This window comes from Micromonospora sp. SYSU B005 (assembly GCF_055362685.1).
This window is the reverse complement of sequence record NZ_JAXCFU010000020.1, coordinates 41,866-68,504: the sequence shown is the minus strand read 5'-3', so window position 1 is coordinate 68,504 and position 26,639 is coordinate 41,866. Positions and strand designations below refer to the sequence as shown.

Annotated in this window: 16 protein-coding genes and 1 pseudogene; 8 read left to right on the top strand and 9 right to left on the bottom strand. The window is 69.3% G+C overall.

Translation table 11 applies throughout. From position 1 onward, the window contains the following. Positions 1-189 precede the first annotated feature (189 nt). The 5 genes from SM452_RS28305 to SM452_RS28285 all read left to right on the top strand — a co-directional run bounded on the left by SM452_RS28305 (position 190) and on the right by SM452_RS28285 (position 7,804). Positions 190-888, top strand: coding sequence for an ABC transporter ATP-binding protein (locus tag SM452_RS28305; RefSeq protein WP_046569657.1), 699 nt, complete (start codon positions 190-192; stop codon positions 886-888). A 74-nt stretch (positions 889-962) separates the two neighbouring features. Next, positions 963-3,158 (top strand): ABC transporter permease family protein, encoded by a 2,196-nt coding sequence (locus SM452_RS28300; protein WP_463841047.1) that lies wholly within the window; start codon positions 963-965, stop codon positions 3,156-3,158. A 319-nt stretch (positions 3,159-3,477) separates the two neighbouring features. After that, a complete protein-coding gene (locus SM452_RS28295) occupies positions 3,478-4,791 on the top strand; it encodes a reverse transcriptase family protein (protein WP_046569686.1) in 1,314 nt (437 codons plus the stop codon). A 629-nt stretch (positions 4,792-5,420) separates the two neighbouring features. Beyond that, positions 5,421-6,926: a helix-turn-helix transcriptional regulator gene (locus SM452_RS28290; RefSeq protein WP_046569661.1), complete on the top strand. Its 1,506-nt coding sequence runs from the start codon at positions 5,421-5,423 to the stop codon at positions 6,924-6,926. Continuing rightward, positions 6,923-7,804 (top strand): PfkB family carbohydrate kinase, encoded by an 882-nt coding sequence (locus SM452_RS28285; RefSeq protein ID WP_051611164.1) that lies wholly within the window; start codon positions 6,923-6,925, stop codon positions 7,802-7,804. Before SM452_RS28290 ends, SM452_RS28285 begins: the two co-directional genes overlap by 4 nt. Positions 7,805-9,516: 1,712 nt before the next feature. Here SM452_RS28285 and SM452_RS28280 read toward each other — a convergent pair. The 7 genes from SM452_RS28280 to SM452_RS28250 all read right to left on the bottom strand — a co-directional run bounded on the left by SM452_RS28280 (position 9,517) and on the right by SM452_RS28250 (position 18,168). Beyond that, a complete protein-coding gene (locus SM452_RS28280) occupies positions 9,517-10,428 on the bottom strand; it encodes a thiopeptide-type bacteriocin biosynthesis protein (protein WP_069089169.1) in 912 nt (303 codons plus the stop codon). Between the two features lie 13 nt (positions 10,429-10,441). Beyond that, on the bottom strand, positions 10,442-11,518 hold the full coding sequence (locus SM452_RS28275; protein ID WP_043325490.1) for a lanthionine synthetase C family protein: 1,077 nt from the start codon (positions 11,516-11,518) through the stop codon (positions 10,442-10,444). Further along, on the bottom strand, positions 11,515-14,256 hold the full coding sequence (locus tag SM452_RS28270; RefSeq protein WP_064448554.1) for a lantibiotic dehydratase: 2,742 nt from the start codon (positions 14,254-14,256) through the stop codon (positions 11,515-11,517). The genes SM452_RS28275 and SM452_RS28270 overlap by 4 nt, the downstream gene beginning before the upstream one ends. A 68-nt stretch (positions 14,257-14,324) precedes the next feature. After that, the gene (locus tag SM452_RS28265) at positions 14,325-14,462 is read right to left on the bottom strand and encodes an FxLD family lanthipeptide (protein WP_082159628.1); all 138 of its coding nucleotides are present in this window, start codon (positions 14,460-14,462) and stop codon (positions 14,325-14,327) included. A gap of 23 nt (positions 14,463-14,485) precedes the next feature. Beyond that, positions 14,486-15,724 (bottom strand): methyltransferase, FxLD system, encoded by a 1,239-nt coding sequence (fxlM, locus tag SM452_RS28260; protein WP_043330488.1) that lies wholly within the window; start codon positions 15,722-15,724, stop codon positions 14,486-14,488. 432 nt (positions 15,725-16,156) lie between these two features. Continuing rightward, on the bottom strand, positions 16,157-16,699 hold the full coding sequence (locus SM452_RS28255) for a flavoprotein (protein ID WP_046569670.1): 543 nt from the start codon (positions 16,697-16,699) through the stop codon (positions 16,157-16,159). Beyond that, complete coding sequence (locus SM452_RS28250) at positions 16,696-18,168, bottom strand: helix-turn-helix transcriptional regulator (RefSeq protein ID WP_051611166.1); 1,473 nt, start codon at positions 18,166-18,168, stop codon at positions 16,696-16,698. Before SM452_RS28250 ends, SM452_RS28255 begins: the two co-directional genes overlap by 4 nt. A 349-nt stretch (positions 18,169-18,517) precedes the next feature. Between SM452_RS28250 and SM452_RS28245 the strand changes: the two genes are divergently transcribed. Together SM452_RS28245 and SM452_RS28240 are read left to right on the top strand one after the other, a co-directional pair. Beyond that, positions 18,518-18,865: a hypothetical protein gene (locus tag SM452_RS28245; RefSeq protein ID WP_091113588.1), complete on the top strand. Its 348-nt coding sequence runs from the start codon at positions 18,518-18,520 to the stop codon at positions 18,863-18,865. A 5-nt stretch (positions 18,866-18,870) separates the two neighbouring features. Further along, positions 18,871-19,320 (top strand): hypothetical protein, encoded by a 450-nt coding sequence (locus SM452_RS28240; RefSeq protein ID WP_124778772.1) that lies wholly within the window; start codon positions 18,871-18,873, stop codon positions 19,318-19,320. Between the two features lie 422 nt (positions 19,321-19,742). Here the strand turns inward: SM452_RS28240 and SM452_RS28235 are convergent, their stop codons facing one another. Beyond that, positions 19,743-23,252, bottom strand: a complete 3,510-nt coding sequence (locus tag SM452_RS28235; RefSeq protein WP_463841046.1) for a M28 family peptidase — start codon at positions 23,250-23,252, stop codon at positions 19,743-19,745. A gap of 53 nt (positions 23,253-23,305) precedes the next feature. Here SM452_RS28235 and SM452_RS28230 point away from each other — a divergent pair. Beyond that, positions 23,306-26,137 (top strand): annotated as a pseudogene (locus SM452_RS28230) (helix-turn-helix transcriptional regulator); the annotation flags it as partial. Here SM452_RS28230 and SM452_RS28225 read toward each other — a convergent pair. Then, entirely contained in the window at positions 26,123-26,242 is a 120-nt protein-coding gene (locus SM452_RS28225) for an IS3 family transposase (protein WP_223201434.1), read from the bottom strand. The pseudogene SM452_RS28230 and the gene SM452_RS28225 sit on opposite strands and share 15 nt — an antisense overlap. Positions 26,243-26,639: the final 397 nt, after the last annotated feature.

Here is a 26,639-nt window from a genome sequence, read left to right as displayed (position 1 = left end):
AGACCGATCTCCTCGCCGGCTTCTTCGCCAGCACCGGCATGACCCTCGAACCCGAGCCACCGAGATAACTCGAACCTTGGCCTTTCAACCTCTGTAGTTCGACGGTACGACGAGCGGCCGTCTCTCGACGGCCGCTCGTTCGGCGATTCATACCCACACTCCACAGCAGAAGGGCTATAGGGTTCATCTATGAAGGTGCCTCGTACGACGTTTCCCGGTCTCGCTGGCTGTCGAGGCGTCCGGCTGCGCTTCGGCCGGACCGTCGCGCTCGACGATCTCTCGTTCGCCGTCGAGAAGGGCGAGACGGTGGCGATCACCGGTCCCTCCGGCTGCGGCAAGACATCCCTGCTGCATGTGCTGTCGGGCCTGCTGCGTCCCGACGCCGGCGAGGTGTACTTCGGGTCGCGGGAGCTGTCGGCCGAGTCGGACGCGGCGCGCAGCCGCCTTCGATTGACCTCCTTCGGGTTTGTGTTGCAGTTCGGTGACCTGGTGCCGGAGTTGACACTCGGCGAGAACGTGGAGTTGCCGCTGCGGATGACCGGGGTACGGGCAGCGGTGGCTCACCGACGGGCGCTGCATCTGCTCGAGGAGTTAGGTATCGGAGACCTGGCGTCGCGGCAGGCGGGCGCGGTGTCGGGTGGGCAGGCGCAGCGGGCCGCGGTGGCTCGGGCACTGGTGCACGAGCCACAGGTGGTTTTCGCCGACGAGCCGACTGGCGCGCTGGATTCCACCAGCGGTGAGGCGGTCCTGGACTGCTTGTTCGCCGCGGCGAGGCAACGACATGCCGCCGTGGTCGTGGTGACGCACGCCGCGGAGGTGGCGCAGCGAGCAGACCGGGTGGTGCGCATGCGCGATGGCCGCGTGCTGGAGACGGTGGCTGCGCGATGAGTGCCGTAGGTCGCTATCTGCCATGGATGTGGTTGGGACTGCGGCTGACGGTGCGCGGTGGACGCCGGGCGCTGGTGCGCACGGTGCTGCTCGGCGCCGGGGCGGCGGTCGGCATCGTGCTGGTCCTCGGCGCGCTCGCGGTGCCGACCGTGGTGGACGCCCAGGACCTGCGGGTCATCTCCCGGACCCCGGTGACGCAACCCGGCGCAGATCAGGGGTTGCGGGTCCTGACGATCGATGACGCGGTCGCCGGTCGCCTGCTACGTCGGGTGAATGTCAGTGGGGCCAGCGGTGGTGCTCCCGTTCCGCCCGGAGTCGGGCAATTGCCGGCCGCCGGCGAGGTGGTGGTTTCCCCGGCGCTGCGTGAGCTCATCGCCGCCAACCCGCACGCGCGGCAGCGCTTCCCGCAGCGGGTGGTCGGCACGATCGGCGCTGCGGGCCTGACCGCGCCGGACGAGCTGATCGCGTACGTGGGTGTGGACGCGGCTCGAATGCCGGCGGACGCCGTTCCGGTGGTGGGCTTCGGCGATTCCGATGCCAACCGGCGGTTGGCGGTGCAGCGAGGCACTTCTGATCTGGAGCGACTGCTCACTCCCGGACGGATGGTCGCGTTCGCGTTCGCGTTCTTCCTCCTCGCACCACTGGCGGTACTGCTGTCCACCGCCGCCGGGCTGTCGGCCTCCGCGCGGGAGCAGCGGCTGGCCGCGCTCCGGCTACTCGGGGCGTCGGCGCGACAGGCACAGGCGGTCAACGCGGTCGAGACCGGTGTCGCCGCCACCATCGGCGTCGCACTCGGCTATGCGGCGTTCCCGCTGCTACGGGCAATCAGCGCCGACTGGTCGTTGGGCCGTTTCCGCTGGTACGCCACGGACGTGCACGTCGGCGCCGGTCGAGCCGCCACCGCCGGAGCGATAATCGCGGTGTTCGCGGTCATAGTGGCCGTGGCAGGGGCAACGCCTGCTGTTCTGCGCCCGGTGACCACCCGCCGTAGAACCGCGACCCCGGCACCTCGAGCGTGGCGGCTGCTCGCCTTCATCGCATCGGTCATGGCGCTGCTGGCGGCGATGTGGCTCGGTGACACGACGATGCCAGCACTGGCGTTGCTCGCCGCCGGGATGCTGGGCGTGGCGCTCACCCTGCCGCTCGTTCCTCCAGCGCTGCTCACCCGCCTCTGGGCACCTCTGCTGCGGTGGACCGCCCGACCGGTGTGGGTGACCCTCGCCGCACGTCGCGTCCTGCAGGCGCCCAACCTGGCCTCGCGTCTGGTCGGCGCGCTGATGGTCGCTCTGTTCATCGGTGGCGTGGGCACCATCGGCACCGCCGCCTATCAGGCGGCGAACACCGCCCGGCAGGTGTCCGACACCGGGTGGTTGCCGCAGACGATCCTGACTGGTGACCAAGCCCTCGCCGACAAGCTGACTCCCGTCGTCGGCACCGACAATATCGCCTACTACGAGAGCCTCAGCGGCATCGCCACGGTCGCCGGGCAGCAGCAACAGGTCTCTGTCGTCCGGGGCAGTTGCGCCAGCCTCGCCGTGCTGTTCGACACCACCTGGACCTGCACACCGGGAAAGGCGTACCGGGCGAAGTGGTCCGACCAGCTACCGCCCGGGACCACCCTGAGGCCAGCCGACGACGGAGATGCCGCGGTCACGGCCTTCACGATTCCTGCCGACACCGCCCCGCTGAACACCTCACCGTTCGGGCAAGGCACCGACATCGTCGTCGCCGAGACGCCCCGGCAGGGGACCATCGTCGCGAAGGTCACCGCCGACCAGGGCAAGCTCGAGGACTGGTACGCCGTCACCGCCGCCCTCGCCCCCACCGCAGTGGTGCAGGGATACCGCGAGATCCCGACCGGCTTCGACGCCGGCGCCGTCATCGTCCTCGTCACCGCCGGGCTGCTCATCACTGCCGCCATGGGCTTCATCGCCTTCGCCATGTCCACCGTCGACCGCAGGATCGCCACCCGACGCGCGAACGTCCCCCTCGCGGTGATCGGCGCGCCCCGGCGAACCCTCACGGCCGCGGACCTCACCGAGTCAGTCAGTGGTCTGATCCTCGGTCAACTCATCACCGCCGCGGCCGTCATCCTCACCGCCGGGACGGCAGCAGCCGTACTGCGCACTGCGAGCTTCGCCGACCTGCTCCACACCATCAGGCCCATGCTCACTCTTGCCGCCGCCGGGGTCGTCCTCGGCACCCTGATCACCATCCTGGCCACCACGTCCGCCGGCCGCCCCACCCCCGCACTCTTGCGCCACGAATAGCAATCGCACACCGATCAGGAGACCGTCATGGTTGAGGCCAGCTCATCGGGCGCCGCCTCTCTCATCGGTATTCCTCGCCGCCCCACACACTGCGGACACCGATGACGGTCTCCGTTCCCTACGCTGCTCCCATGGCAGCGTGTCCCGAGCTGACCAGGCCGGCCCCCCACGTGGGGTCCGGTCATGGTCTCTCCGGGGCAACCCCGGGGACGGACTACTCACCTCGGCACCACACCACAGGTGCGTCGGCACGCTCCGCGAGCCTGTGCACCCGCACGACCGGGCATCGTCGGGACGCGCTGCCACCACCGGCCCGATCGTGACCACCATTCACGCCCTCGCCACCGCGCTCGCCGACGCGTTCCTCGCCGGCGACAGCTGGCGCCGCGCCGATCTCATCGACCAGGGTGGGCTCGTCCTCGGAGTACGACGGCGCTGGCTGTGGCCGGTCGCCGACGCGGTGCTGGTCGCCTACCCGCGCCCACCCACCGACCGGCCACGCGAACTGGCCACGTTCCTGAGCAACGTCGACCCACTGCGCGCGGCAGTCGCCACCGCCCGCCAGCACCAGCGACCGATCGCCATCCGCGCCCGACCCGTGACACCGACCCGCACCATCCGCCGCCCCTGGCACACCCCAGTCATAGACACCGTCGATGACCTGGCCGCGATGCTCGACCTGAGCATCGAGCACCTCGACTGGTACGCCGACCGACGCGCCATGAACCGCCGCGCCACCGCCCACCGCCTGCACCATTACCACTACCGGTGGACCGCGGGCGGCCGGCTGATCGAGGCACCGAAGTCCCGGCTGCGCGCCCTGCAACGCCGGCTCCTCACCGAGGTCCTCGGCCCCATCCCGGTCCACCCCGCCGCCCACGGATTCGTCCCCGGCCGCTCCGCGCACACCTTCGCCGGCATCCACACCGCACAGCCGGTCGTCGTCCGGATCGACCTGCTCGCCTTCTTCACCCACATCCCCGCCACCCGCGTCCACGGCCTGTTCCGCACCGCCGGCTACCCCGAATCCGTCGCCCACACCCTCACCGGACTCTGCACCAACCGCACCCCGCACCCAGTCCTGCGCCGCGCACCGACCGAGCTGCCGCACCGAGCGGCCCGGCTCGCCGCGCTCCGCACCGGCCATCTGCCCCAAGGCGCGCCCACCTCACCCGCACTGGCCAACCTGTGCGCCTACCGACTCGACCGACGCCTCACCGGCCTCGCCGACGCCTTCGCCATCACCTACAGCCGGTACGCCGACGACCTCGCCTTCTCCGGCGACCTCACCACCCGCCGCATCGACGACCTGATCGCCGACGTCACCGACATCGCCCGCGACGAGGGCTTCCAAGTCCATCCAGCCAAGACCCGCGTCCGCGGGCGCGCGGACCGGCAACTCCTCGCTGGACTCGTCGTCAACCAACACCCCGCCACACCACGCGACGAATACGACCAGCTCCGCGCCATCCTCCACAACGCCGCCCGCACCGGCCTCGCCGCGCAGAACCGGACCGGCCACCCCGACTTCGCTCAATACCTCATCGGACGAGTTACCTGGATCAGTCATCACCACCCGGCACGCGCAGCCAAACTCGCCGCGCTGCTGGCCCACGCTCTCGCGGCACCGTAAACTGACGCGGCACGGCAACTTCACCGGATCCCGCAAGGACGCGTCGAACCGACCTAACAAGGGCCTGAGCAGGACTTACACCTGTTCTGCTGATCTTCAGCAAGCGAGCACAGCGACGGGCGCGTGCGACCCACCAATGTGAAAACAAAATAGAAACCCGCAGGTCATCCAGCTATGGGTACAGATAGAGCGTCGTCTTAGGAAACCGATGCTCTATCCCCTGAGCTACGAGGGCGCGAGTGCCCAGTCTAGCGGCCTGCCGGTTCACCCGGGGTGGCAGGGAGTGGCCCACGTTCACCCACGTCGTCGCCCTGGTCAGGGCCGACCGATGACCACACCCCGAGCACACGGACCCCGGCAGCGACCCGGCCCGTTGACCCGCCGTGGCATCCGGTGGCACCGGTTGCCCCACGGTGGCATCCGCTCTCGAGCACACACCGCGCACATCATCGAAGGTCCGGAGTCGGGTCTCGGGTCGCCCGCCGATAGACGTTGCTCGGCGCGGACAAGGACGTCGGCGCCGGGGTTGTTGAGGCGCTGGCCGGTTCTGGCGGAGATCGGTTACGGTAACGTCGCTTTGCGTCAATGCAGCCGTCGTGTCCGTACGGGGTTGTGAAGGGACGGGCGTCATGATCGATCCGCAGCGGGTAGACGATGCGAAGCGGGCACTGGGTGCAAGGCTTGCCGCCTGGCGCAACGTGCGTGGGCTGACCCAGTTGGCATTGGCGAGGCGGGTGCCGGTTTCCCGGACCACGATCGCGGGCGTCGAGCGCGGGCAGCAATGCCCGGACCGGATCTTCTGGCAGCGCTGTGAAGCGGCCCTAGCCGCTGGTGGAGAGTTGCTGGCCGACTACGACGACTATCGGCGCCTGAAGCAGCAGCTTGATCAGGAGAAAGTCGAAGCGGCACAACGCATGCGGTGGGGCGAAGTCGAGGACCGCTCACTACCGGCTGGCACTCACGGTGTCCCGGTGACGGATCCGGCACGGGAGTCGTTGCGCGACCTCGCCGCCACGGATCTGACGGCCGGTGGTCCGAACGGCCTGACGGCACCACTCGCGCGGGTCGCCGGTGCCGCGGTGGCAGGTGAGACGGACTTTCACGATGGTGACGCGGTTACGCTTGCGGTCATGTCCGATGGGCAGGCGATGTCATTGCGGGTAAGCCGGAGGGCTCTGCTGGAACTGGCCGCTGGCCTCACCGCCGTGCCGGTTGTCACCACCACAGGCGTTTCTCACCCACGGTCCGTCGACCCTGCCGTTGTCGATCACTTCGCGGAGCTTCGCGCGCTCCTCGTACAAGCGGACGACCTGCTGGGTGGCCTCACCATCCTGTCGACCGTCGAACAGCAGATCGCGCTGATCGCCGCCCTGCGTCGGCAGACACGTGGACAGCTTCGTAACCGGCTTCTCAGCACCGAGGCACGGTGGAGCGAGTTCGCGGGTTGGCTCAGCGACGATCTCGGCGACCGGGCCGCGGGCGACCGCTGGCTGGACCGCGCGGGAAGCATGGCGCAGGAAGCCGACGATCAGGAGTTCTGGGCGTACGTCCTGACCCGTAAGGCACAGCGGATGGTGGGAACCGGGGACGAGGACTGTGTCGTCGGGCTGGCCCGTGCCGCTTCCCGCCTGCCCGACACGCCCCCGCTCCTGCACGCCTTCGCCGCCATCCAGCAGGCGCACGGCAGCGCCATCGCGCAGGACGCCTCCGCTTTCCAGGCCGCGGTCGAGCGTGCCCACACACTCGTGGCGACCGCCAGGCCGCCGAGCGGGGGAAGCAGTGCCCTCGGTTCGTTCTGCACCCGGCCGTACCTTGCGGCGCAGGAGGGCGAGGGATGGCTCCGCCTCAACCAACCGCGTCGGGCCATCGACAGCTTCACCAACGCCGTCAACACGTGGCCCGACCGCTACCGACGCGAACGGGGCGTGTACCTCTCCCGCACGGCGCACGCCTACCTGGCGGCTTCGGAACCAGGCCAGGCCGCCACCGTCGCGGCTGAAGCGTTGACCACGGCTACCACGACGGGCTCGGTTCGGGTCCGCCGAAACGTCACCACCCTGGCCCGGCGACTCGAACCCTTCTCCAGCCAGCCGGAAGTGCGACAGCTCCTCGACCAGCTGGCCACCAGCGGATGAGTCACCAACTACCCGATCAGGTCCGTACGCCGCATGTCGCCTTCGTCGGCCGCGCCAACATCGACATCACCGTGCGGATCCCCCAACGGCCCGTCGCTGGCCGGACGACGTTCGCCTCGTCACCCGCGACGACCACACCGGGCGGCAAGAGCCTCAACCAGGCTTTGGCCGCACGACAAGCGGGCGTCCGCGCCAGCCTGATCACCAACGTCGGCGACGACGAATGGGGCGCCTCCCTGAGCCGAGCCCTCACCAACGCGGCCATCGACATGTCCTTCCTTCAAGTCGTGCCATCGGCTCCGACCGGTACCGCGATCATCGAGATCACCCCCGACGGCGAGAACTACATCGTCCTCGCACACTCCACAGAGACTGAGCTCGCCAGCGAGCATGTGCGCAACGCACTTCAGCAGCTACGAGCTCCGATCGTGGTAACCCAGCTCGATCTCCAGCCCGATGCCGTTGACGCCGTCTTCCGGCATCACCACGCAGAGACGCTCATCGGCAACCTCGTGCCACATCCCTCGCTCGGTCTGACCGCCCTGGCCCCACTCGACCTGTTCGTTTCGAACGAGGCCGAAGCGGCAGCGATACTGGGCCGCCACCATGCCAATCCGTCGATCGCAGCGCAGGAACTCCGCAAGCTGGGCCCACGAGCGGTGGTGGTGACCGCTGGCGCTCGCGGCGCCGCCTACAGCGATGCCGACCACACCGCACTCGTCCCCGCATCACACGTCAAGGCCATCAACACCAGCGGGGCCGGTGACGCCTTCCTCGGCACCCTCGCCGCACGACTCGCTCACAACGTGCCGCTACCCCACGCAGTCGCCAAAGGCGTCGCCGCCGCAACAACCTTCGTGCAGGTCGACAGACGCTAGGCGACTAGGTCGGGACGACGGTGACATCGCTGGCCTTCATGGTTGCCAGACGCCCGCACTGATCCGAGTCTCCACAAGATCGCGAGGGACGATCGGTTCGAACTCGAGTGCGTATCCGACAAGGCCTCTGGCAGCGGCATGCCTGGCACACCGACTGCGGTCAGCAGAACGGCCAGCCTCCCAGGGTCCTGCTCGAAGAGGATGTCGCTGAAGGCATCGAGGCTTCCGCTCGGGTTGCGTGACAGAGCAGCTGCGAGAACTCGTAGACGAAGCCGGCAAAGTCGACGAGCGACGCTCCGTCGATTACGAGCACAGGGGTTTACAACGATGCCGCAAGGGGTCTCGCCGGCAAGAGGGCCTCCAAGGCAGGATAATGCAGCGCTGCGCGCGGCCACGACTACAACGGACAGACGGAATGGACTTTCCCCAGCAGCCGTGTCGCCAATGGCCGCCGCCGCGAGATGGTCAGCCCTGCCTACTTTCTATACCCGGCGGTGACTGCTCCTGCTCTACCCTTGGGAAGAATTGGTGCCATTCAAGTCCAACATCTGCCCGAATGCGTTAAGAGCCGAGCGGCTAGTCACATCATTAGCAGGCGCTCGCATTCGCCATTCGGATACTTGATCAGCAGGCTTCGGCCATCGCCGCGCTTTAGGACATCTTGCACTAGATCATATACTTGAATTGCGCGGTTGATGGTGTCCGTTCTGGTATCTCCCGACTTCCGGACGGCACTATCGAGCGCCAACATTGACCTTTGAGTAAAATTGACGGTTACACGGGTTAGCGGCCCGCTGCTCCCACTCGCACCTCCAGACGCAACTGCCGGAGGGGTGATGCCGCCATCGGACTCACGCCGTTTCGGAACGCCGCCATTGCCCGCTTCAACAGACCCCTTCGCTGGCATATATATCCCCTTCTCCCATGCCCGGTACTCTTTATCGCTGCTGACAGTTCCCAGGAAAATTTAAGACACTTCGCGTTACCAATGGGCGCCCGTCAACAGACTCACGGGTTCAGGGCTGCTAGTCAACCGTCCCTCCAAGCTGGAACATCGCACACCATGTGCGACGGGTCTTGCGATGCACGTTGAGACCATGACAATGGGCCTAGGAGTCTCGTCCTACGACCCATGTCGGTCAGTCTTTATGCACAGCGACCGCACCCGATCCAACACGCAGGAAGGAAGTGAAGCTTGTTCGCTTGCACGATTGGGGTTATGCAGTGAACCAGGGGCGTTGCCCGTCCCAGCAGATTGACCAAGAGCTCAACCTGGCCGATCACACTGACCCCATCGAGTCCGAACCGTCGGACAAGGCACGCGTCTGGGCGCATCACCGAACAGAAAGATCAACGGAAGGGAATTTCTTCGCAACCTGGTGGCGATTCGCCATTGAGATAAAGTTTCTGCCTTCGAAGCGAACGGCTCGACACGCCCTAACCCTATCCGGGCTACTGGTAGCCGCAATCGCCGCAGCGGTTACATGGGTTGCCGCTTCGGTGAATGAAATTCCCGACGCCATTTCCGTGCCTACACCGATACTGGTCCCGTTGATCCTTCTAGCAGTTAGGGCAATCGTGACGAAAGGTCGGCGATAACTGGCCCGACTGCACACTTCGGACGCCAAGGCCAGGATCGACCGAAGCGGTTCAACCATCACGCACCAGCACTTTACTTGGGGCCGGACGATGTGTCCGGCCCCGCCAGCGCTTCACGACCATTGGGCACTAGCCCCCTCTGTGAGGAGTCTGCTGTGTCTTGAACTTGCAAGCGCCGCGCGACTGGGCGCATCGACCTCTGTTGGCGGTACCGCAGATGGTGGTACGGGTTCGACCGGGCGTGGCCACTGCTCGCCTGGCGGCACGGGGGCACGGCCGAAGATGGCTTCCGCGGCTGCTTGGGCGAGGACGGCCTGGGTTGTGGCGGGTATCCCGATCCGGTTCCAGTGGAAGATCACGTGCTCTGCGATCACGGCGCGTAGCCCACGGGTGAGTTTTCCTGTGTCGCGTAGGTGGCGGAGGGCTGTGCCGGCGTTCTCGAAGGCGGTCTGCCAGTCGCTGGTGGTGCGGGTGGTGCCGAGTTGCAGGTGACGGACCTTGCCGGTGAAGGCTTCCCAGGTGGCGGGGTCGGCGGCGGGGGGCCAGGTGCGGTGTTCCAGGCGGTGTCGGGCGACTCGCGCCCATACGTCGCCTTGTTCGTTGAGGTCGAGTCCGGTGGCGCGCATGAGTGCCGTGCACAGGATGAGGGAGCGTTCCCGTCGGTCTGCCGGCTGATGGTGAAGGTAGGTGAGGAGGTGGCGGCTGTCGTGGTGGAACAGGGTGTGTGCGGTGTCCATCGCGTCGGGGCCGCCGAAGGCGTGGATCTCGGGTTCGTAGATGTCGCTGGTCCAGGCGCGCGTTCCGGTGAGCAGGTCGTGTACCGGGCCGGGGTCGGTGTCGGGCGTGGTGGGCAGGTAGCGGATGCGCCACGGTCCTTTGCGGATGAACCACCAGGAGGTGATGAGGCCGGCGGTCTCGGCGGCGGGTAGGACGCGGTGGAGGTGGGGTATCGCGTGTTGTTCGCGTTCGTGGCGGCTCTGGCCAGGGTAGGTGATGTTCACCTGTTGCCAGGGGGTCTCCTTCATGGCGGGCCTTTCGTCAGCTGAGTAGGAGGCAGGCGTCCCACGAGGTTGAGGTTGTGGAGGCTGCGGCCAGGGCGTGACCGGCTGTGCCGTCAAGTAGTCCGGTGGGTTCGTCCGCGGCGGGGGTGGCGTGCAGGTGGAGGCGGGTCAGTGGGGCGAGGGGTGTCGGGGTGAGTGCGTCGGCGGCGATGCGCCGGCCGGTGGCGAGGAGGCCGGCGGTGCCGTGGCAGAGGCTGCGGTCGGTGAGACGGCGGATCTGTGCGGGGTCGTTCACGCAGGTGGTGAACGCCGTCTCGGCGAGGAGCTGCCGGGCGGTGTCGTGCAGGGCGAGGGCGGCCAGTTGTTGGGCGCGGGCGATTCCGGGGGTGCCGTAGCACCAGGAGGGGCGTAGTGGGTGTTGTTGTGCGGGTGCGCCGTGGTGCAGGTCGTCGAGGGTGAGGGTCTGCGGCCACCAGATGGTGTCGGCGGTGTGCTGCTGCCAGGTGTCCAGCCATCGGCATATCCGCAGGATCGCCTCGGTGTGTCCGTCGACGGTGATGCCGGCGCGGTGGGTGAGGGCGAGTAGCGCGAGTGGGCCGGTGATGCCGTGGGCGATCCCGTGGTTGGCGTGGCCTCCTGGTGGTGGTGGCTGGTGTCGGTCGGGTCCGTTCGCGCACCACCAGCCGGGGAGGTCGTTGACCGGTTCGGTGAGCCGGACCAGGTAGGTGAGTACCTGGCGGAGCAGGTCGTGGTCGCCGAGGCGGTGCAGGGCGACGCCGAGGCCGGTCAGGCCGCGGATGAGGTCGTACTCGGCGTAGTGGGGCCGCTGGTGGGAGTCGATGCGGCGGTGGGCGGCGTGCAGCCGTCGGCGGGTGACCGTGGCGGTCCCGGTGGCGGCGATCGATCGTGCTCGGGTGAGGCCGGGTTGGTTGGGGGTGGCGAGGACGAAGGCGAGTGCGGGTGCGCCGTAGAAGAGGCTGGCGCCTGCGGCGATGCTGACGCCGTTGGCGGTGGCGGCCCGCAGTGCCGCGTGGGCGGCGGGCCGGTTGCCGGTTTCCAGGTGTAGAAGGGCGACGCCGGCCGCCCCTTCGGCGAGGGACTGTGCTGCGGTCACGGCGTCGCCTGGCGGGTGCGGGCGACGGCGCGGGCCAGGCGGAGGCAGTGCCGTTCGGAGGCGGGGTCGACGCCGATCATGCGGGCGTGGTGCAGGTGCAGAATGTCGGTCAGTACCTGGTCGAGGTCGAGGTTGTCGGCGTGGGCCAGTGTCCGGTAGGTGGCCAGTGCCTTGTCCAGGTCGTCGTCGCGGTAGGGGGTGCGGGCGAGGTCGAGCTGGACGGGTTCGAGTCGGGGGCCGCGGTGGTGGGGGACGTGTTCGGCGAGCCAACGCGGCCCGTCGCCGGTGAAGGCGTCCGCGATGGCGATCATCGTGGCGGCGGTGCTGGCCTGGCGGTCGCCGGTCAGCCGCTGCAGGGTGGCGCGGGAGTCAGCGGCGAAGACCGCTTCGGCGGCGGTGAGGGTGGGGCCGGTGCCGTGGCGGGTCTCGGGCCGGTAGGTGCGCAGGCTGTAGTCGTGCAGGACGCGTTTGTGCTCCAGTTGTTGCGCCCATTCGGCGAGGCATGCGGCGGTGGCAGCGAAGGTGGTGTCCTGGAGTGGGATGCGTAGCCGCAGGTGGGGCTCGGGGTCCGGGTACCGGAGGAACCACCAGCCCGCCGCCGGGAGGTTGCCGGTCCGGTGGGCGAGGTCGGTGAGGATGTCGTCGGCCCGGCCGTACAGGCGGGCCTCCAACCACGGTGACTGGCCGGGCCGATGCTGTTGTGCGGTCACGGCCCGCGCTGGTCGGCTCGGGTGGGTGGCCGGACGGGTGTGCGCGAGGGTGAGGAGGAGTTCGGCGGGTCGGCCGCCGATCCAGCCGGCCGGGCCGGGAGCCTCGGTGAGGGTGGTGCGGGCGTGCCGGTCGACGTGCCGGCGCAGCACTGCCAGGTGGGTGTTGTCGTTCAGGTCCAGACGTACCTGCACGTCGTCGGCGCCGACCAGGACCTCGTCCGGGAGCCGGTGCTGTTCACGGTATCGCTGCCAGGCGTCGCGCCAGTGGGACCATGCCAGGGTGCGGGCGGGGAGCGCGGTCCGGTCGATGGTCCAGCGGGCGGGGTGCACGATGCTGCGTCCGCGTCGCAGGCGTGGCAGGAACGGCAGGCTACGCGCGTGCCCCCAGTCGAATCGGCTGCACGGAGCCGTCCACGCCGTCCAGATCTCGGTCAGGAACCGCATCAGGGGCTGCTGGAGGTCGGGTAGCAGCACGCTGTTGAGCAGCAGCGGCTCGACCGGTCGCCCGGAGGTCCGCGACACCAGCCACAGCCGCTGGCCGTCGCCGGTCACCGCGAGGTCCGCGAGCGTCCACGGCGGGTCCGGGTGGAAGTCGCCGACGGGCAGGACGGGCAGCACCGCAGGTGTCCGGGCGACCGCGGCCAAGCGGGCATCCAGCGGCGGGCCGGACAGTTGCACCGTGTCCGCGCCGGGCAGGGCGGTCGGCAGGTTCCGGTAGACGTGCTGGAACGACGCCAGCTCGGCGGGAGAAAGCAGGTGCAGGAACCGGCCGGCGGCGACCCCGGCGTGGCGGGCTCCGCTGACCACCGTCAACGTGAACGCGCCTCGGTCCAGGTCCTGTGGGGTCGCGGCGGCGAGGGTGAACCGTAGTTCGGTGTGTGGGATCGGCGGCCGGTCGTCATCTCCTCGTAGGCGGCCTGTCAGCTCGTCGTCGAGGATCACCTCCGTACAGTCGTTCAGCGCCGACTGCTGGGCGAGCTGCGCGAGGAGCCGGTCGCGGGCGGTGAACACCGCAGGTACACGCCGGGTGGAACCCCGGTATCCGGCGGGAAAGCCCAGAACGTTCAGGACGTCGCGTAACGGCACGGCCGCGCCCGGGCCCCACCGCTGAATGAACGCGCCGTGGTATTCCGCCCATCCCGGCAGGGGCGCTGCCACCGCCACCAGCGTCGACGCGGCACGGGCCGCCTCGTGGAGCACCGCCGGTGGCAGCGTCACCGAGGCGTCGACACGCAGGTCGACCGCGACCCGGTCGCCGGGATCGGGCATCGGGACGTGACGGGCCAGGTGGGAGGCCGGGTCGGTGACAGTCGTCGCCGGCCGCAGCGCCGACAGCAGGACACCCGCCTGGACGAGCGACGCCAACATCCGTTCGGCCGCCCCGGTAGCGGCGGGCAGCGGCCCGGCGACCCGGGCGGCGAGGTCACCGAACATGACCGGGGAACGCGCCGCGCGGATCGCCGCCCGCACCGGCCTGGTCAGACGGATCTCTATGTCCCACCTGCGGTCGCCGTCGCCGCGCAGGCAGGGCAGCACCCACACCTCGCCGCGCTGGTACCCCACCGAGTTCGTCACCACCGCGACGTCGCGCAGCGCCGCCAGGTCCTGCTCGGCGCGCCCGGTGTGCTCGGCGACGAACGTCCCGTCAGGGCGGGTCACCACCTGATGCGCCTCGCCCCACCGAACCGATGCGCGGGCGCCGAACTCGACCGGAGCCACCCCGGCGAAGGTGCCGAACGGTGTCGCCCGGGTGGTCCACCTCAGCAGGTACCGGACCGTCGAGTCGACCATGCGCCCGAACCGGCGGTCGGTGGTCGGCGCACTGGCCACGGTCCGGGTGATCTGTTCGGCCAACTGGGGTGTGGCAGCGGCGACGGCGGTGGCGAATCCCGGCAGCGCCCACACTGCGGCCAGCCACTGCCGCCACTGCTCGGGCTGATCCGTCGTCAGGTCGGGCCACGCGGGCAGGGTCAGACCGCTGGGGTAGGCGGCAACTCTGATCAGCGCCGCACCGGCCGTGGGGAACATGAACGCACCCTCGAAGACGGGGGCCCGGCGCTGGAGACGCCGGGCCCGGGGTGGATCGTCAGGGACGGTTACTTGCTGCCGCCGGAACAGGCGTTCGAGCCCGTGTTGCCCGAGCCGCAGCCGTCGTCGGTGCTGGTGGCGTACCCGCTGGCAGCGGGGCCGGCGTCCACCAGGGTGATGTCCAGGTCGAACTCCTCGAGTTCCATGGTCTCCACTCGCGTGTTCCTTCCTATGCGGAGGTGAAGGTGAGGACGAGGCGACTGTGTCGCTTGTCCAGCACCGTCCCGGCCGGCAGGGCGCCGTCGGGAGTACCTGCGGGTAGGACGTGCAGCACCGGAGAGGGCTCGCCAGCGTCCACCCACGCGCGCATGTGCCCGGCCATCCGTCCCGCCGCCGCGGCGGCGTCGGGCCCGTGAGCGCAGGCGCCGAGGTCGAACGTGTCGTCGGTCCAGCGCAGCGTCGACCGGTAGGAGAACGTCCCCTCGTGCAGGGCGGCGGGCGTACCGAACCGCCAGGCAGGGGCGACGATGCCGGCGTCGACGGCCTCCTGCTGCGCCGAGAGCACCACGAACTGGTCGACCTCATCGGCGAGGCGGGCCGCCAGCCACAGGTCCAGGTCGGCCAGGACGCTACGAGGCGGCAGGCCCACCCCTGCCCATGCCTGCTCCTGCGGCTGCGACAGCAGCCCACCGACCGATTCCGGGTCGACCTGCTGGCCCTCATCCAGCCGCAGGTGGACACCGGCGGCGATGTCGACATACCGCATCTCGTGGGCTCCGGTGCCCCGCATCGCCACGAACCCGCAGAGGCGCTGGCTGTGGCTGACCAGCCGGTCACCGACCCGGCGCAGCGCCCACGACCGGGTCATCCCGAACGTCCGTAGCGGCACCACCAGCACGCCGTCCTCGGCGAGCTGCGCGATCCACGCCGCGGGGATGTCCCACGCCCCGGCCGTCACGATGATCAGGTCGTAGCAGCGCCCCAGGTCGATCGGCTGCTCCGCGTCCGCGCACACCACGCTGACATCGCCGTAACCTGCCACCGCCAGACACGCCACCGCCCGCTCGGTCACCTCCGGGTCGATGTCCACGGTCGTGACCGAACCCGACGGCCCGACCAGCTCGCGCAGCAGCGACGCGTTGTAGCCGCCCGATCCGATCTCCAGCACGTGCCGGCCGTGCAGGCCACCGGTGAGGGCGTCAGCCGCCTGCCCGAGCATCTCCGCGATCAGCCACGGCGCGGACACCGAACTGACGGTCTCATCACCGAGCCGCTTGGTGACGACCGCGGTGTCGCTGCGGTACGCCTCCTCCATCGGGACACCCGGCGTGTACAGCTCGCGGGGAACCACCCGCAGTGCCGCCTCGACCTCGGGCCGCATCGTCAGCCCCTTGGCCGCATGGTCAGCGACCAGCTGGTCGACCATCGCGTCACGGAGGTCGTCGCTGCTCATCGTGTCGACGCTCATGTGCGCGTCACTCTCCTGTTCGTCAGGACCGCCGCCGTTGCGGACGGCCCGCACTTTCCGTTATCCGCCAAGGACGAACACGGCCTCAGACGCCCGAGGACTGTTCCCCTGCTGGGCAGGACGCAGGCCGAACTCACCGGGTGCCCAACCGGCAAGGCGACGCAAGGCGGCCCGGGTTCGATCAAGCCGCAGTCAACGTGAGGTCCGAGCCGTCCCGGCCACCAGCGGTCCCGGATTCCTCGGCAGCGGCGAGAAACTGCGGTACAGGGTCACACGGATCAACTCCCCTCGGGTTGGGCGGTGCCGGGGACCCCTGAGCGGCGGGCGCCGAGCGGTCATGTCCACCACTCAACGCCGGTCTGACCGTGTCGAACACCCTCGACACGGGATTTCGACACGGTCAGACCGGCCCCAGCGCCTCTCGGGGGCCGACTACGACAGGCGGGCGGACAGCCTGTGGAGTTCGTCGAGGATCACGTTCCAGCGGAAGGGCTGATCGTCGTGAGCTGGTCGCAGCGCCTCGGTGGCGGTGAGGCGTACGCCGTGGTCGGCGAGGAGCCGCAGGTGGGCGTCGAACGCGGGGTGGCGGGCGAGGGTGGGTTTGACGTACGGGGAGACGATGATCGGCATGCCTGCGCCGAGAGCTTCGTTGAGGATGCCGAGGGCCAGACTGTCGTTGATGCCGGTGGCCCACTTGTTGATGGTGTTGAACGTCGCCGGAACGACCGCGACGGCATCGGCGCGTGGCAGGACGCTCGGTTCGTCAGGATGCCGCTGCCGGTAGCTGACGGGCCTGCCCGTAACGGCGGCCAGCCGATCGTTGGGAAGCCAGGTGTGCGCGGTTTCGGTCGCGATGACGTACACATCCCAGCCGTCGCGCCGCACCGCCTCGACCAGCTCGACGATGCGGCGGGCCGGTGGCGCGGCACAGACCACCAGGTAGAGCAGACGGGCATTCGCGGATCCGGACGTCACGCGGCGATTCCGGCGCGTTCGGCGAGTGCCCGCAGGCCGGGGGTGACGGCGCGCCGCTCACGGGTGAGCAGGTCGCCGATCAGATGGCGCGTCCGGCCGTGCACGTGCACCGTCTGCGGCGCGATGCGTTCGGCTTCGAGCAGGTGCAGCACGGCTGCGGGATCGTTGCCGGGCGAGCAGGCGTAGGCGGCGGCGAGGTCGAGGTGGACCCGGGCGCGGCGGCTCACCAGGGCCGCCGGCAGCGACGAGGTGTCGAGCTGTTCTCCAAGGTGGATCGCCAGCTGAGGCTGGTCCGTTCGGGCGGCGATGCTGATGCGGTGGATCATCACGTTCGTCGGACCGAACCCGGTCCACAGGTCGTTACGATCGGCGCCGAGCCGCCGGGCCAGGGCGTTCGCGTCGTCGAGGTGCCGCTCGACAGCGGCGGGCTGGGCCTGCCGGGCGGCGATCAGCGCCGCGAGCAGAGTCAACGCCCCGTGGGCCGACAGGACACGCGGACCCGTCGACGCGGAGTCCCTCGTGTCCGTCACACCATCGAGAGCGGCCAGCACCACCTCCTCGGCATCGCCGACGCGGTCCGGCATCGCCAGCAGCGCAGTACCCACCGAGAACGCCGCCGCAGCGACGAGCGCAACATCCTCGGCCTGCTCGGCGGCGACACGAGCGGCACGGTCCGCCGCCACCCAGGCAAGGCTGGGATCGCCGAGTTTCACGGTGAGTTTGGCGGCGGCGAGATTCGCCGCCGCCAGCGACCCGACGGCCAGGGCGCGCTGCGTGCCGGTGCAGGTCCGGGTCAACAGGTTCGCCTGCTCGAACGTGTCGGGCAACGCCCGGACCGCCTCGGCATAGTTGCCACGCTGGTAAAGGCTATGGAGATGGGCCACCCGCTGACGGACCTCCGAAAGCGTGAGAGGCTCGACCGGCTGTTTCGGTGCGGCAGGTGCGAGCAGGTGCCGGCGCAGCTCGGCCAGCAGTCGCGACCTGGCATCGTGGTCGGCTTCCTCGCCACGGCCTGCTACCGCGTTGACGACTGAGACCTGCCCGGTTCGTGTGGTGCGGCCCGCCTCCGGGCGCTCGCCGTGGAACCGGTCCGGCGGGCGTCGATTGTCGCCGACTTCGCCGTACCTTTCGCCTGTGGCCTCGCCGGCTGCCATCACCGCCTCGGGTACCGCTCCCCACCGCGCCCGCTGTGCCGCCTCGGCCTGCTGTGCCTGGAACCGGGACTGGAGGTGTCGGTAGGCGTCGTAGGCGGCGAGTAGCTCGCCCTGGGCGTCCAGCAGGGTGTCGCACTGCAGCCAGAAGATCCGGTCCACGACCTGCCGGCCCCGCTCGACCATTCCCAGGGTGCTGCGCGTCGTGTGCACCTGGCGTGCGAGGGCTTCCTGAATGAGTCCCCTCGACCTACGCAGGGCGGCGAGCTTACGGCCGAGATCGTCCCTGGCCTGTTGAAGATCCTGGCGATCAATCATGGGCTCGCCTTTCCGTTCGCATCGACCTGCGTCGAGCCGACTGTTGCGGCGCCCCGACGCACGGCGATTCGACGTTAGCGGATCGCACGCGACCTGGGCGTGGAGCTGGTGCGAATGGCGTGCTGGCCTGGCAGAGAGGGCGCCTGTGTCGAAAACCGGCGGGGGGAGCGGGGTTGGCACCTCGAACGTCAGCCACGATCACGGCGGAACACACTTCAGCCATCCCCACTCCCGGCCCAACGGGCACGGCAACCTCAGCCTGCCGCCGTCACCGACAGACACCCCGGACACGATGTGCGAGTTCGGTGGGCATCGGCCCTCTTCGACGAGCGCGGAAGAGCGTGCGGTGATGCCCATAAAGGGCGCGCGGCGCCAGCCCTGCCGCAAGGGCTTTCGGCGGTTCAGTAGCCCCACCGGTGCCGGACGCGGGTTTCGCGTACCGGGATTTCGGGGTGGGGACTTCGGGTTCGTCGCCTACGCCGACACCGACACCGCCCAGGACGTCCTGGTCCGCGTTGTCGGTGGCGACACCGACCCGGGAGCCCAGACCGCCCCCCTCGCACGCGCCCGCGAGTTGTGGTGGCTCTCCCGCGCCGTACGGGCCAAGTACACCGCCATCTCCCGCGCCGTGCCGCTGCTGCTCGCCGGGTACGCCGGCGCCGCCACCACCGCAGCCCTGGCGATCTGGGCCCGGTGACCACGATGACCGCGACCACCACCCTCGTCGTGCAGGACCCCGTCGACGCCTACGAACTGTTCGCCCACGCCCGCACCGTGCTCAGGCTGCCCCTGGACGGCCGATGGCACCTGGTCGACCACGGCCGCGTCCACATGCTGCAAACCCTGCCCGGACAGGGCGCACCGGCCCTGGCCAGCGTGCACCTCCCCGTCGACGGCAGCCGGCACCCCGGCGAGCCCCACGCCGGCATCCCCGGCGGCTACGCCCTGCTCGCCTTCACCACCGACGGCGGCGACACCAACAGGACCCAGCGCCGGCACCGCGACCTCGCCGGCCAGGCTAGTGCGTGGCTGACCCACCGACGGCTTCGCTGGACCTGGTCACACGCCGACGGGCCCTTCACGACCAACCACGCCGATCTTGCGACCAGGGGCCAAATAGTTGATCTTTTTGGGGGTCTGCGCGGTCCCTGATCGCTGCCACGGTGGTTGACCGCTGTGAGTCGATCTCCTCTGAGCATCGGCGAGCTGGTCGAGCACTGGACCCTTGTCCCTGCTGAGCTGGACCTGGTTGCGTCCAAGCATGGCGAGATACGGCCGGGTTCGCGCTGTTGCGGAGGTTCTACGACCGGTACGGCCGCTTCCCGCGAGGTTGGGCAGATCTGCGCCCGGAGGCGATGGACTTCGCCTCTCGCCAGGTCAAGGCGGAGCCGGGTTACTTGGCGTTCTACGGAGACCAGGGCCAGCGGATCCATCACACCCCCAATCGGCTAGATCAACCCGACAACGCACCCAGAATCCAATCCACGGATTCAGGCTAAGGTCCGGTCCGGCAGCGGAACAGGGGCGCAGGACCTGCGGCAGGGTGGGGCGAGCGCCCCACCCTGCCGTTGAACTCAGCCGATCTGCAGGGTCACGTCGTCCAGCACGAAGCTGGTCTGCAGGTAGGCGTCCTCGGTGCCGGTGAAGGTCAGCGTGACCGTCTGGCCGGCGTACGCGCCGAGGTTGACGGTGCGCTGCGTGTAGCCCGTGGCAGCGTTCATGTTGGACAGCGACGCCACGGTGGTGCCGTTGGCCTTGATCGTGAACACGTCGTAGGCGAGCGCCCAGTACTCGCTCGTGTCGATGTGCAGCCAGTAGGTCAGTACCGCACTGGTGCAGCCCGACGGGATGGTGACGGTCTGGCTGATGGCCTCGGTCGCGGTGTAGCCGTTTCCGCCGAGCCACGCGTACCGGGTGCCGCTGCGCGGCACCTGCCCGATAGAGGTGCCGATCACGCCGGTGGAGCCGGTCCACGGCGAGGTGCCGCTTTCGAACCCGCCGTTGAGGATCAGCTGGGCGGCGGTGCAGCCGCCCGGCCCGCCGGGCACGGTCAGCGTGTACGTGGTGCTGTGCGTCGCCGAACCCGAGCCGGTGATGGTGATGGTGTAGGTGCCGCCGGCCACCGACGAGCCGACCGAGATGGTGGCGGTCGACGAGCTGCCGGAGGTCACCGACGCCGGGCTGAACGAGACCGTCACGCCCGTGGGGGCGCCGCTGGCGGTCAGGTTCACCGTCTGGGCGCTGCCCGAGGTGGTGGCGGTGCCGACGGTGGTCGTGGTGCTGGACCCCGCGTTCACGGTGCCCGACGAGGGGCTGGCCGAGATCGAGAAGTCGTCGGTCGGGGTGGACGTGCCGACGGCCCGGTTCCACAGCGTGTAGGCGATGCCGTCGGCGGCCCGGTCCAGGCCGGTGGCGTTGATGTTGCTGGTGGTGTCGCACGACGAGTGGTAGCAGGAGTCGTACGCCTGACCGGCGGTGCCGCCCCACTTCGACGCCTGGGCCGAGGTCTTGGTGGCGCTGGCGCCCATGGCGTAGCCGGAGGTCGGGATGCCCGCGTTCTGGAACGAGTAGTCGTCGGAGCGACCCTGGCCCTCGACGTTCTCCTCCGGCTGCAGGCTGAGGCTGTCCCAGTACGCCTTCATCGGCTGCGACGCGGTCGAGCTGATGTTGTTGATGAAGTAGCCGCCGTTCTTCGACCCGATCATGTCGAAGTTGTAGTAGGCCTTGATCGCGGTCCGCTGGGTGCTGGTGAGGGAGTTGACGTAGAACTTCGAGCCGTTGAGGCCCTGCTCCTCGTCGGTCCACCAGCCGAAGCGGACCTTGTTCAGCATGGTCGGGTTCTGCGCGGCGAGCGCGAGGGCGACCTCGAGCAGCGCCGCCGAGCCGGAGCCGTTGTCGTTGATGCCGGGACCGGCCGAGACGCTGTCCAGGTGGGCGCCGAACATGTAGACGTTGCTGGCGTTGCCGCCGGGCCACTCGGCGATCAGGTTCGGGCCGGCGCCGCTGGTGCAGCCCGAGGTGCAGGGCTGCTCGGTGACGGTGAAGCCGGCGGTCTGCAGCTTGCCCTTGACGTAGGCCACCGACTGCAGGTAGCCCTGGCCGGTCGAGCGGCGGTTGCCGCCGTTGTTGGTGGCGATGGTGTTGAGCTGGGTCAGGTGCGCCTGCACGTTGGACACGCTGATGTCCGGGGCGGTGCCGCCGGGGGTGCCGCCGTTGACCGTCAGCGTGTACTGGGCCGTGTGGGTGACCGACCCGGTGCCGGTCACGGTGATGGTGTACGTGCCCGCAGCCGCACTGGACGTGGTCGCCACCGTCATCGTGGAGCTGTTGCCCGACGTCACCGACGTCGGGCTGAACGACACGGTGACCCCCGACGGGGCACCCGAGGAGGTCAGCGACACGGTCTGGGCGCTGCCGGAGACGGTCGCGGTGTTGACCGTCGCGGTGACCGAGGAGCCCGCGTTGACGCTGCCCGAGGTGGGGCTGACCGAGACGGAGAAGTCGGTGCTGGAACCGGTGCAGGTCGGGTCACCGGTCTGGGCCGGGACCGCGACCGCGTTCCACGCGTCCTTGGTCCGATTGAACAGGACGCACGAGGAGTCCAGGTTCTTCGCGGCGGTCAGGGTCGCGGTGCGGTACTTCTTGTGGGTCATGCCGGAGGTCTTCAGCAGCATGCCGCCGTAGAAGATCTTTCCGGCGGACTGGATGCCCACGCCGGTGACCGACGACGGGCCGCCCGAGCAGATGGGGCTGTTCGGCTTGCCGCCGCCCGGCGCGCTGCCCTCGGCGAGCAGGTAGAACCAGTGGTTGAGCGGACCTGCGGCCGCGTGTACCTCCGTGTTCGGGATCGACGAGGAGTAGCAGTTCGGGTGGCCGCCGACCAGCGACGGGTTGTACATGTTGCGGATCGGGCCGTCGCCGACGAGGTCGATCTCCTCACCGACCAGGTAGTCGGGTTCGTCGTAGGCGCTGGACTGGTTGGCGTATGCCTCGGTCAGGGCGCCGAAGATGTCGCCGGTGGCTTCGCCGAGGCCGGCCTCGGAGCTGGTGCCGCCGGGGGTGTTCTGGTCGAGGCCGTGGCCGAACTCGTGGCCCACCACGTCCATCGAGGAGATCCAGTTGCCCGCCTGGTTCTTGCCGATGGTGATCGTCGAGCCGTCCCAGTAGGCGTTCTGCTCGTTGAGGCCCACCTTGATGGGCCAGCTGCCGCCGTTGCCGTTGTGGCCGTTGCGGCCCAGCCAGCCCGACAGCATGTCCCATTCCTTCTGCGCCGAGTACAGGGCGTCGACGCAGCCGGTCTCCTTGCTGGTGCCCACGCCGTTGCCCCAGCTGTCGTCCGGGCCGGAGAAGACGGTGTTGGTGCTGTAGTCCTGGCAGTTCAGGCCGGAGCGGGTGGTGTCGCGCAGGTAGTACGTGCTGCCCGACTGCGACGTGGTGATCGTCAGCGGACTGGGCCCGTTCCACTTGCCGGTGCCGGAGCCCGCCGCGGCGTCCTCCTGCTTGGCCAGCACCTGGCCGGTGCGCGCGTCCACGAAGACGTGCAGGTGGCTGGGCGCCGAGGCGGTGCGTCCGGCGACGACGACCTCCCATGCGAGGCGGGCGGTGCTGTCCTTGACGTGCACCACCAGGGTGCGCGACTCGACCCGGTCGACCTTCGCGAGCAGGCTCTTGGCGGTCTGCTCGGCACGGTCGACGGCGACCGTCGGCACCACCGACACGTTGATCTTCGTCTTGGTGGCGGCCGAGATCGCCCGGATCGCGCCCTTGCCGTCGGCGAGCACGGCGGCGTCGCCGCCGACCACCGGCAGGCCCCGGTAGGTGCGCTCGTAGGCAATGGAGAACAGCCCGTCGACCCACGGGATCACCATGCGACGGTCGTACTGCTCGAAGGGGCCTTTCGCCAGCGCGTCGTGACCGCCGTCGGCAGCGCGGTCGGCTGCAGAGATCGCCAGCGACAGCGGGCTCTGTGCAACCGTGGGTGTAGGGGGCGGGGTGGCTGCGGTCGACTGGGTGGCCACCCCGGTCACGGTGCCCAGGGTAAGCGCAACCGCGACAGCGGCCGCCACGGCAGTTCTTCGATACATCGTAATCCTCCCGCCGAGATGGGTTGAGGGGTGTGGCAGCAGGGCCCGTGTTGATGGGATCTCCGGCAACCGGTGACAGCTCGGCTTTGGCGATGACACTAGGAACGGCGGAGGCTGGCCGAAATCAGGGCAACCCCTTGCTCTGGTGCGCGAAGGACCGTCGGGCGCACTATGATCCGGTGCCAGATTCTGCGACGGCAGTGAATGCGCATCAGGGGGCCACCGGCACCATGCTGCCGGTGGTACCGGGCGTCGTGCGCGGCGCCCGTCGGGTGGTGCTGTTCGGTCCGCCCGGGATCGGCAAGACCGCTGCGGCCGGTGTACTCGGGCAGCAGCTGGGCATGCCTGTCCTAAGGCTGGCTCCGAGCCCACAGGACGCCCAGGTCCCCTACACCGGACTGCTCGAACTCGCACTGGCCCTCCAACCGCTGCCGGCCGCGCGGGAACTCGCGACCGGAATCGACAAGGCCGTCGGAGTGCCGGGCTCTGCCGATCCCGCCGGGACCGCTCTACGGCTGCGCCGGTTGACCGCCACCCTGCTGCTGGACACCCCGCCTCTGACACTGGTGGTGGACAACGCCCAGTGGCTGGATACGGCCAGCGCGGCCGTCTTGCGTTGGGCACTGCGCCTGGCTCCCGACCTTCCCGTCATAGCCGCAGAGCGAATCTGGCGCCCGGGGAGCGAAGGCCACTGGTGCGGCGAGGACCCCTGTGCGGTACGCATCCCGGCGCTGACACCCGATCAGGTCGCAACCCTGCTGTCGCCGTACCGGCTAACCCCCTACGAGGTCACGCAGACCCACATCCGCAGCGGAGGGAACCCGGCCCTAGCCCTCGCATTCGCCGGGGCCCGCAGCCGCGCCACCGACCTGCCGGCCGCTCAGGGTCTCGTAGACGACCTGGTCCTGCCGCCGGCCGCCCGCCGACTGGTGAACGAATGGCTGGGCACTGTGTCGGCCGAAGTTCAGGAACTGTTGACGGTCGCCGCACTCGACGACCGGCCCGACCGCGAACTGCTGAGCCGCCTCGCCGGCCCGCCCGCCGAAAACCTTCTCGCAGAGGCCGAGGCAGCCGGACTGATCGACATCGGGCAGGTCGACGGGAAGATCCGGTTCGCCGCCGCCGCGATCGGTGCCGAACTCGCGGCCCGACCGCCGGTCGCCACACGCAGGCTCCTGCACGCCCGCCTGGCCGAAGCCAGCCGCGACAGCATCCGCCGCGACCGTCACACCACGCTGGCGGCCGACACCAACGACCCGCAGTCGGCCGACTGCGCCGACCGCGCCGCCGCCCGCGCCCGGCTGCGCGGAGAACCCGCACTAGCGGCCGAGCTCTCCCTGCTCGCCGCCGAACGTACCCCGGAGACCGACGCCGACCTGCTCACCGAACGGGCGCTGACCGCCGTACGCGACGCCGCCCACAACGGCGACCTGCCCCGCGGCCAGGCTGCCGTCCGCCTCGTCCTGAACCACGACAGCAGCCCCGCCAACCGCGTCAACGCCCTCATCGCCCTGATCGACTCAGGCGGACAGCACCTGTACAACGGCGACAAGCTGTTCGCCGACGCACTTCACGAAGCGGCCGGACATCCGGACCTGACCGCGCAGATCCTCGTCCGCCAGGCGATCTGGGCCAACGTCAACGGCGATCCCGACCGGGCGTGCGCCCAGGCTGCCCGGGCCGCCAGCCTCGCCCGGAGCGCTGGCGACACCGCCACCACCGCCATGGCCCTCACGATGCAGGCCCGCATCCAACGCATCCTCGGCCGCCCCCAAGCCGAGACCACGCTCGGCCACGCCCTGTCCCTGCCACGCAGCACTCACATCCCCGTCAACGCCAGGCCCGAACAGCTCTCCGCCCGGCACGCCATCTTCGACGACCGTCTGGACGAAGCCCGCAGCGCACTGCTGCCTCTGCTCGTCGAAGCCGAGCGGACCGGAGACGCCGAAGCCACCGTGGATGTCCTGCGCAGCCTCGCCGAAGTCGAGATCCGCGCCGGACGGTGCGGACTGGCCCTCGACTACGCCGGCCGCGCCCTGTCGCTTACCGACAGAGCCGCCTTGGACCCCGCACCAACGTGCTACACCTCCGCCCTGGTCGAGGGCACCGCCTCGTGCACCGACTCCGCCCTCGCTCACGCACGCCGCGGGGCGGACACCTCCCGCCGGGAGGACAACAAAGTCTTCCTCTCCCGAAACCTCTTCGTCCTCGGACATCTTCTCCTGGTCACCGGGCGTCCGAAAGAAGCCCTGGAGGCGCTGGAAGAGGTCCGTACGCTTGAGAAGCGCCAGCAGGTCCGCGACCCGTCCGTCCTGCGCTGGCACGCCGACCTCGCCCAAGCCCTCATCTCCCTCGGCTACCTCGACCAAGCCCGCAAACTGCTGACCGATACCCGTCGCACCGCGACTGATCTAGATAGAAGCTGCGTCCTCCCCGTGCTCGACCGCTCCCAGGCACTCCTGGAAGCCACCCTGGGCAACTACGATGCGGCCGCCGACCTCCTCACCGCAGCAGCCGACCACCTCCGCCACCTGCCCATCGAACACGGTCGAACCCTCCTGGCCCTCAGCCACACCGAACGACGCGGACGCCGACGCGCCAGCGCCCGCACCGCGGCGCAGAGCGCCGCCGACCTCTTCAGCACGCACCAGGCACACCCCTGGATCGAAGCCGCCACCCGCACCCTCCACCAACTGGAGCCCGTCCCCGCGCACAGCAGTACGCTCCCCTGCCTCACCTCCGCCGAACAGCGCTGCGTCGAGCTCGCCGCCAGCGGAGCGACCAACCGCGACATCGCCACCGCCCTCACCATCAGTGTCAAAACAGTCGAAGCAAACCTCACCCGCGTCTACCGGAAGCTCGGCATCCACTCACGCGTCCAACTCGCGCACCTTGCAGCCCTGACGGCAGCGCCGGCAGAAGCCCTGCAGCCCGGCCTGGCGCATCAGCCTGGCAACGCGTTTGCGCCCACTTCCGACTCCGGTGCCCAGGCGTAACTCGGCGTGCGGCGTAAAGGAGCGGGTTGGGCGAGGATCGCACGTGCTTCCCCGGACAGCATCCTCGCTACGTCAAGTCGCAAAATGCCGTGACGAGGATTTAGAATCGAGAAAGTTGACACAAAAAGCAACAGAGGCGGCCGGTTTGCTACTGTAACCGCCAGCAACGGAGCGCAGCAGCTATCCAATGCGACCAACAAACAGAGGTAATGAACGGCTGAATCGCAGGCAGTCGGCCTACCGGCATGCATAGATGACGGTCTTAGGAAACCGATGCTCTATCCCCTGAGCTACGAGGGCGCGAGCGCCTAGTCTAGCGACGTGGGGGTTCACCTGGGGTGGCAGGGAGTGGCCCCCGTTCACCCACGTCACCCGGACCGCCGTTCTCCCA

Excerpts from the sequence above, each read along its gene's own strand:
- SM452_RS28285 (WP_051611164.1), top strand. The coding sequence starts at position 6,923 with ATGAGTCACCAACTACCCGATCAGGTCCGTACGCCGCATGTCGCCTTC.
- SM452_RS28280 (WP_069089169.1), bottom strand. The coding sequence starts at position 10,428 with ATGAAGGAGACCCCCTGGCAACAGGTGAACATCACCTACCCTGGCCAG.
- SM452_RS28270 (WP_064448554.1), bottom strand. The coding sequence starts at position 14,256 with ATGTTCCCCACGGCCGGTGCGGCGCTGATCAGAGTTGCCGCCTACCCC.
- SM452_RS28240 (WP_124778772.1), top strand. The coding sequence starts at position 18,871 with ATGACCGCGACCACCACCCTCGTCGTGCAGGACCCCGTCGACGCCTAC.
- fxlM (WP_043330488.1), bottom strand. The coding sequence starts at position 15,724 with ATGAGCGTCGACACGATGAGCAGCGACGACCTCCGTGACGCGATGGTC.
- SM452_RS28245 (WP_091113588.1), top strand. The coding sequence starts at position 18,518 with ATGCCCATAAAGGGCGCGCGGCGCCAGCCCTGCCGCAAGGGCTTTCGG.
- SM452_RS28250 (WP_051611166.1), bottom strand. The coding sequence starts at position 18,168 with ATGATTGATCGCCAGGATCTTCAACAGGCCAGGGACGATCTCGGCCGT.
- SM452_RS28235 (WP_463841046.1), bottom strand. The coding sequence starts at position 23,252 with ATGTATCGAAGAACTGCCGTGGCGGCCGCTGTCGCGGTTGCGCTTACC.
- SM452_RS28265 (WP_082159628.1), bottom strand. The coding sequence starts at position 14,462 with ATGGAACTCGAGGAGTTCGACCTGGACATCACCCTGGTGGACGCCGGC.
- SM452_RS28290 (WP_046569661.1), top strand. The coding sequence starts at position 5,421 with ATGATCGATCCGCAGCGGGTAGACGATGCGAAGCGGGCACTGGGTGCA.
- SM452_RS28305 (WP_046569657.1), top strand. The coding sequence starts at position 190 with ATGAAGGTGCCTCGTACGACGTTTCCCGGTCTCGCTGGCTGTCGAGGC.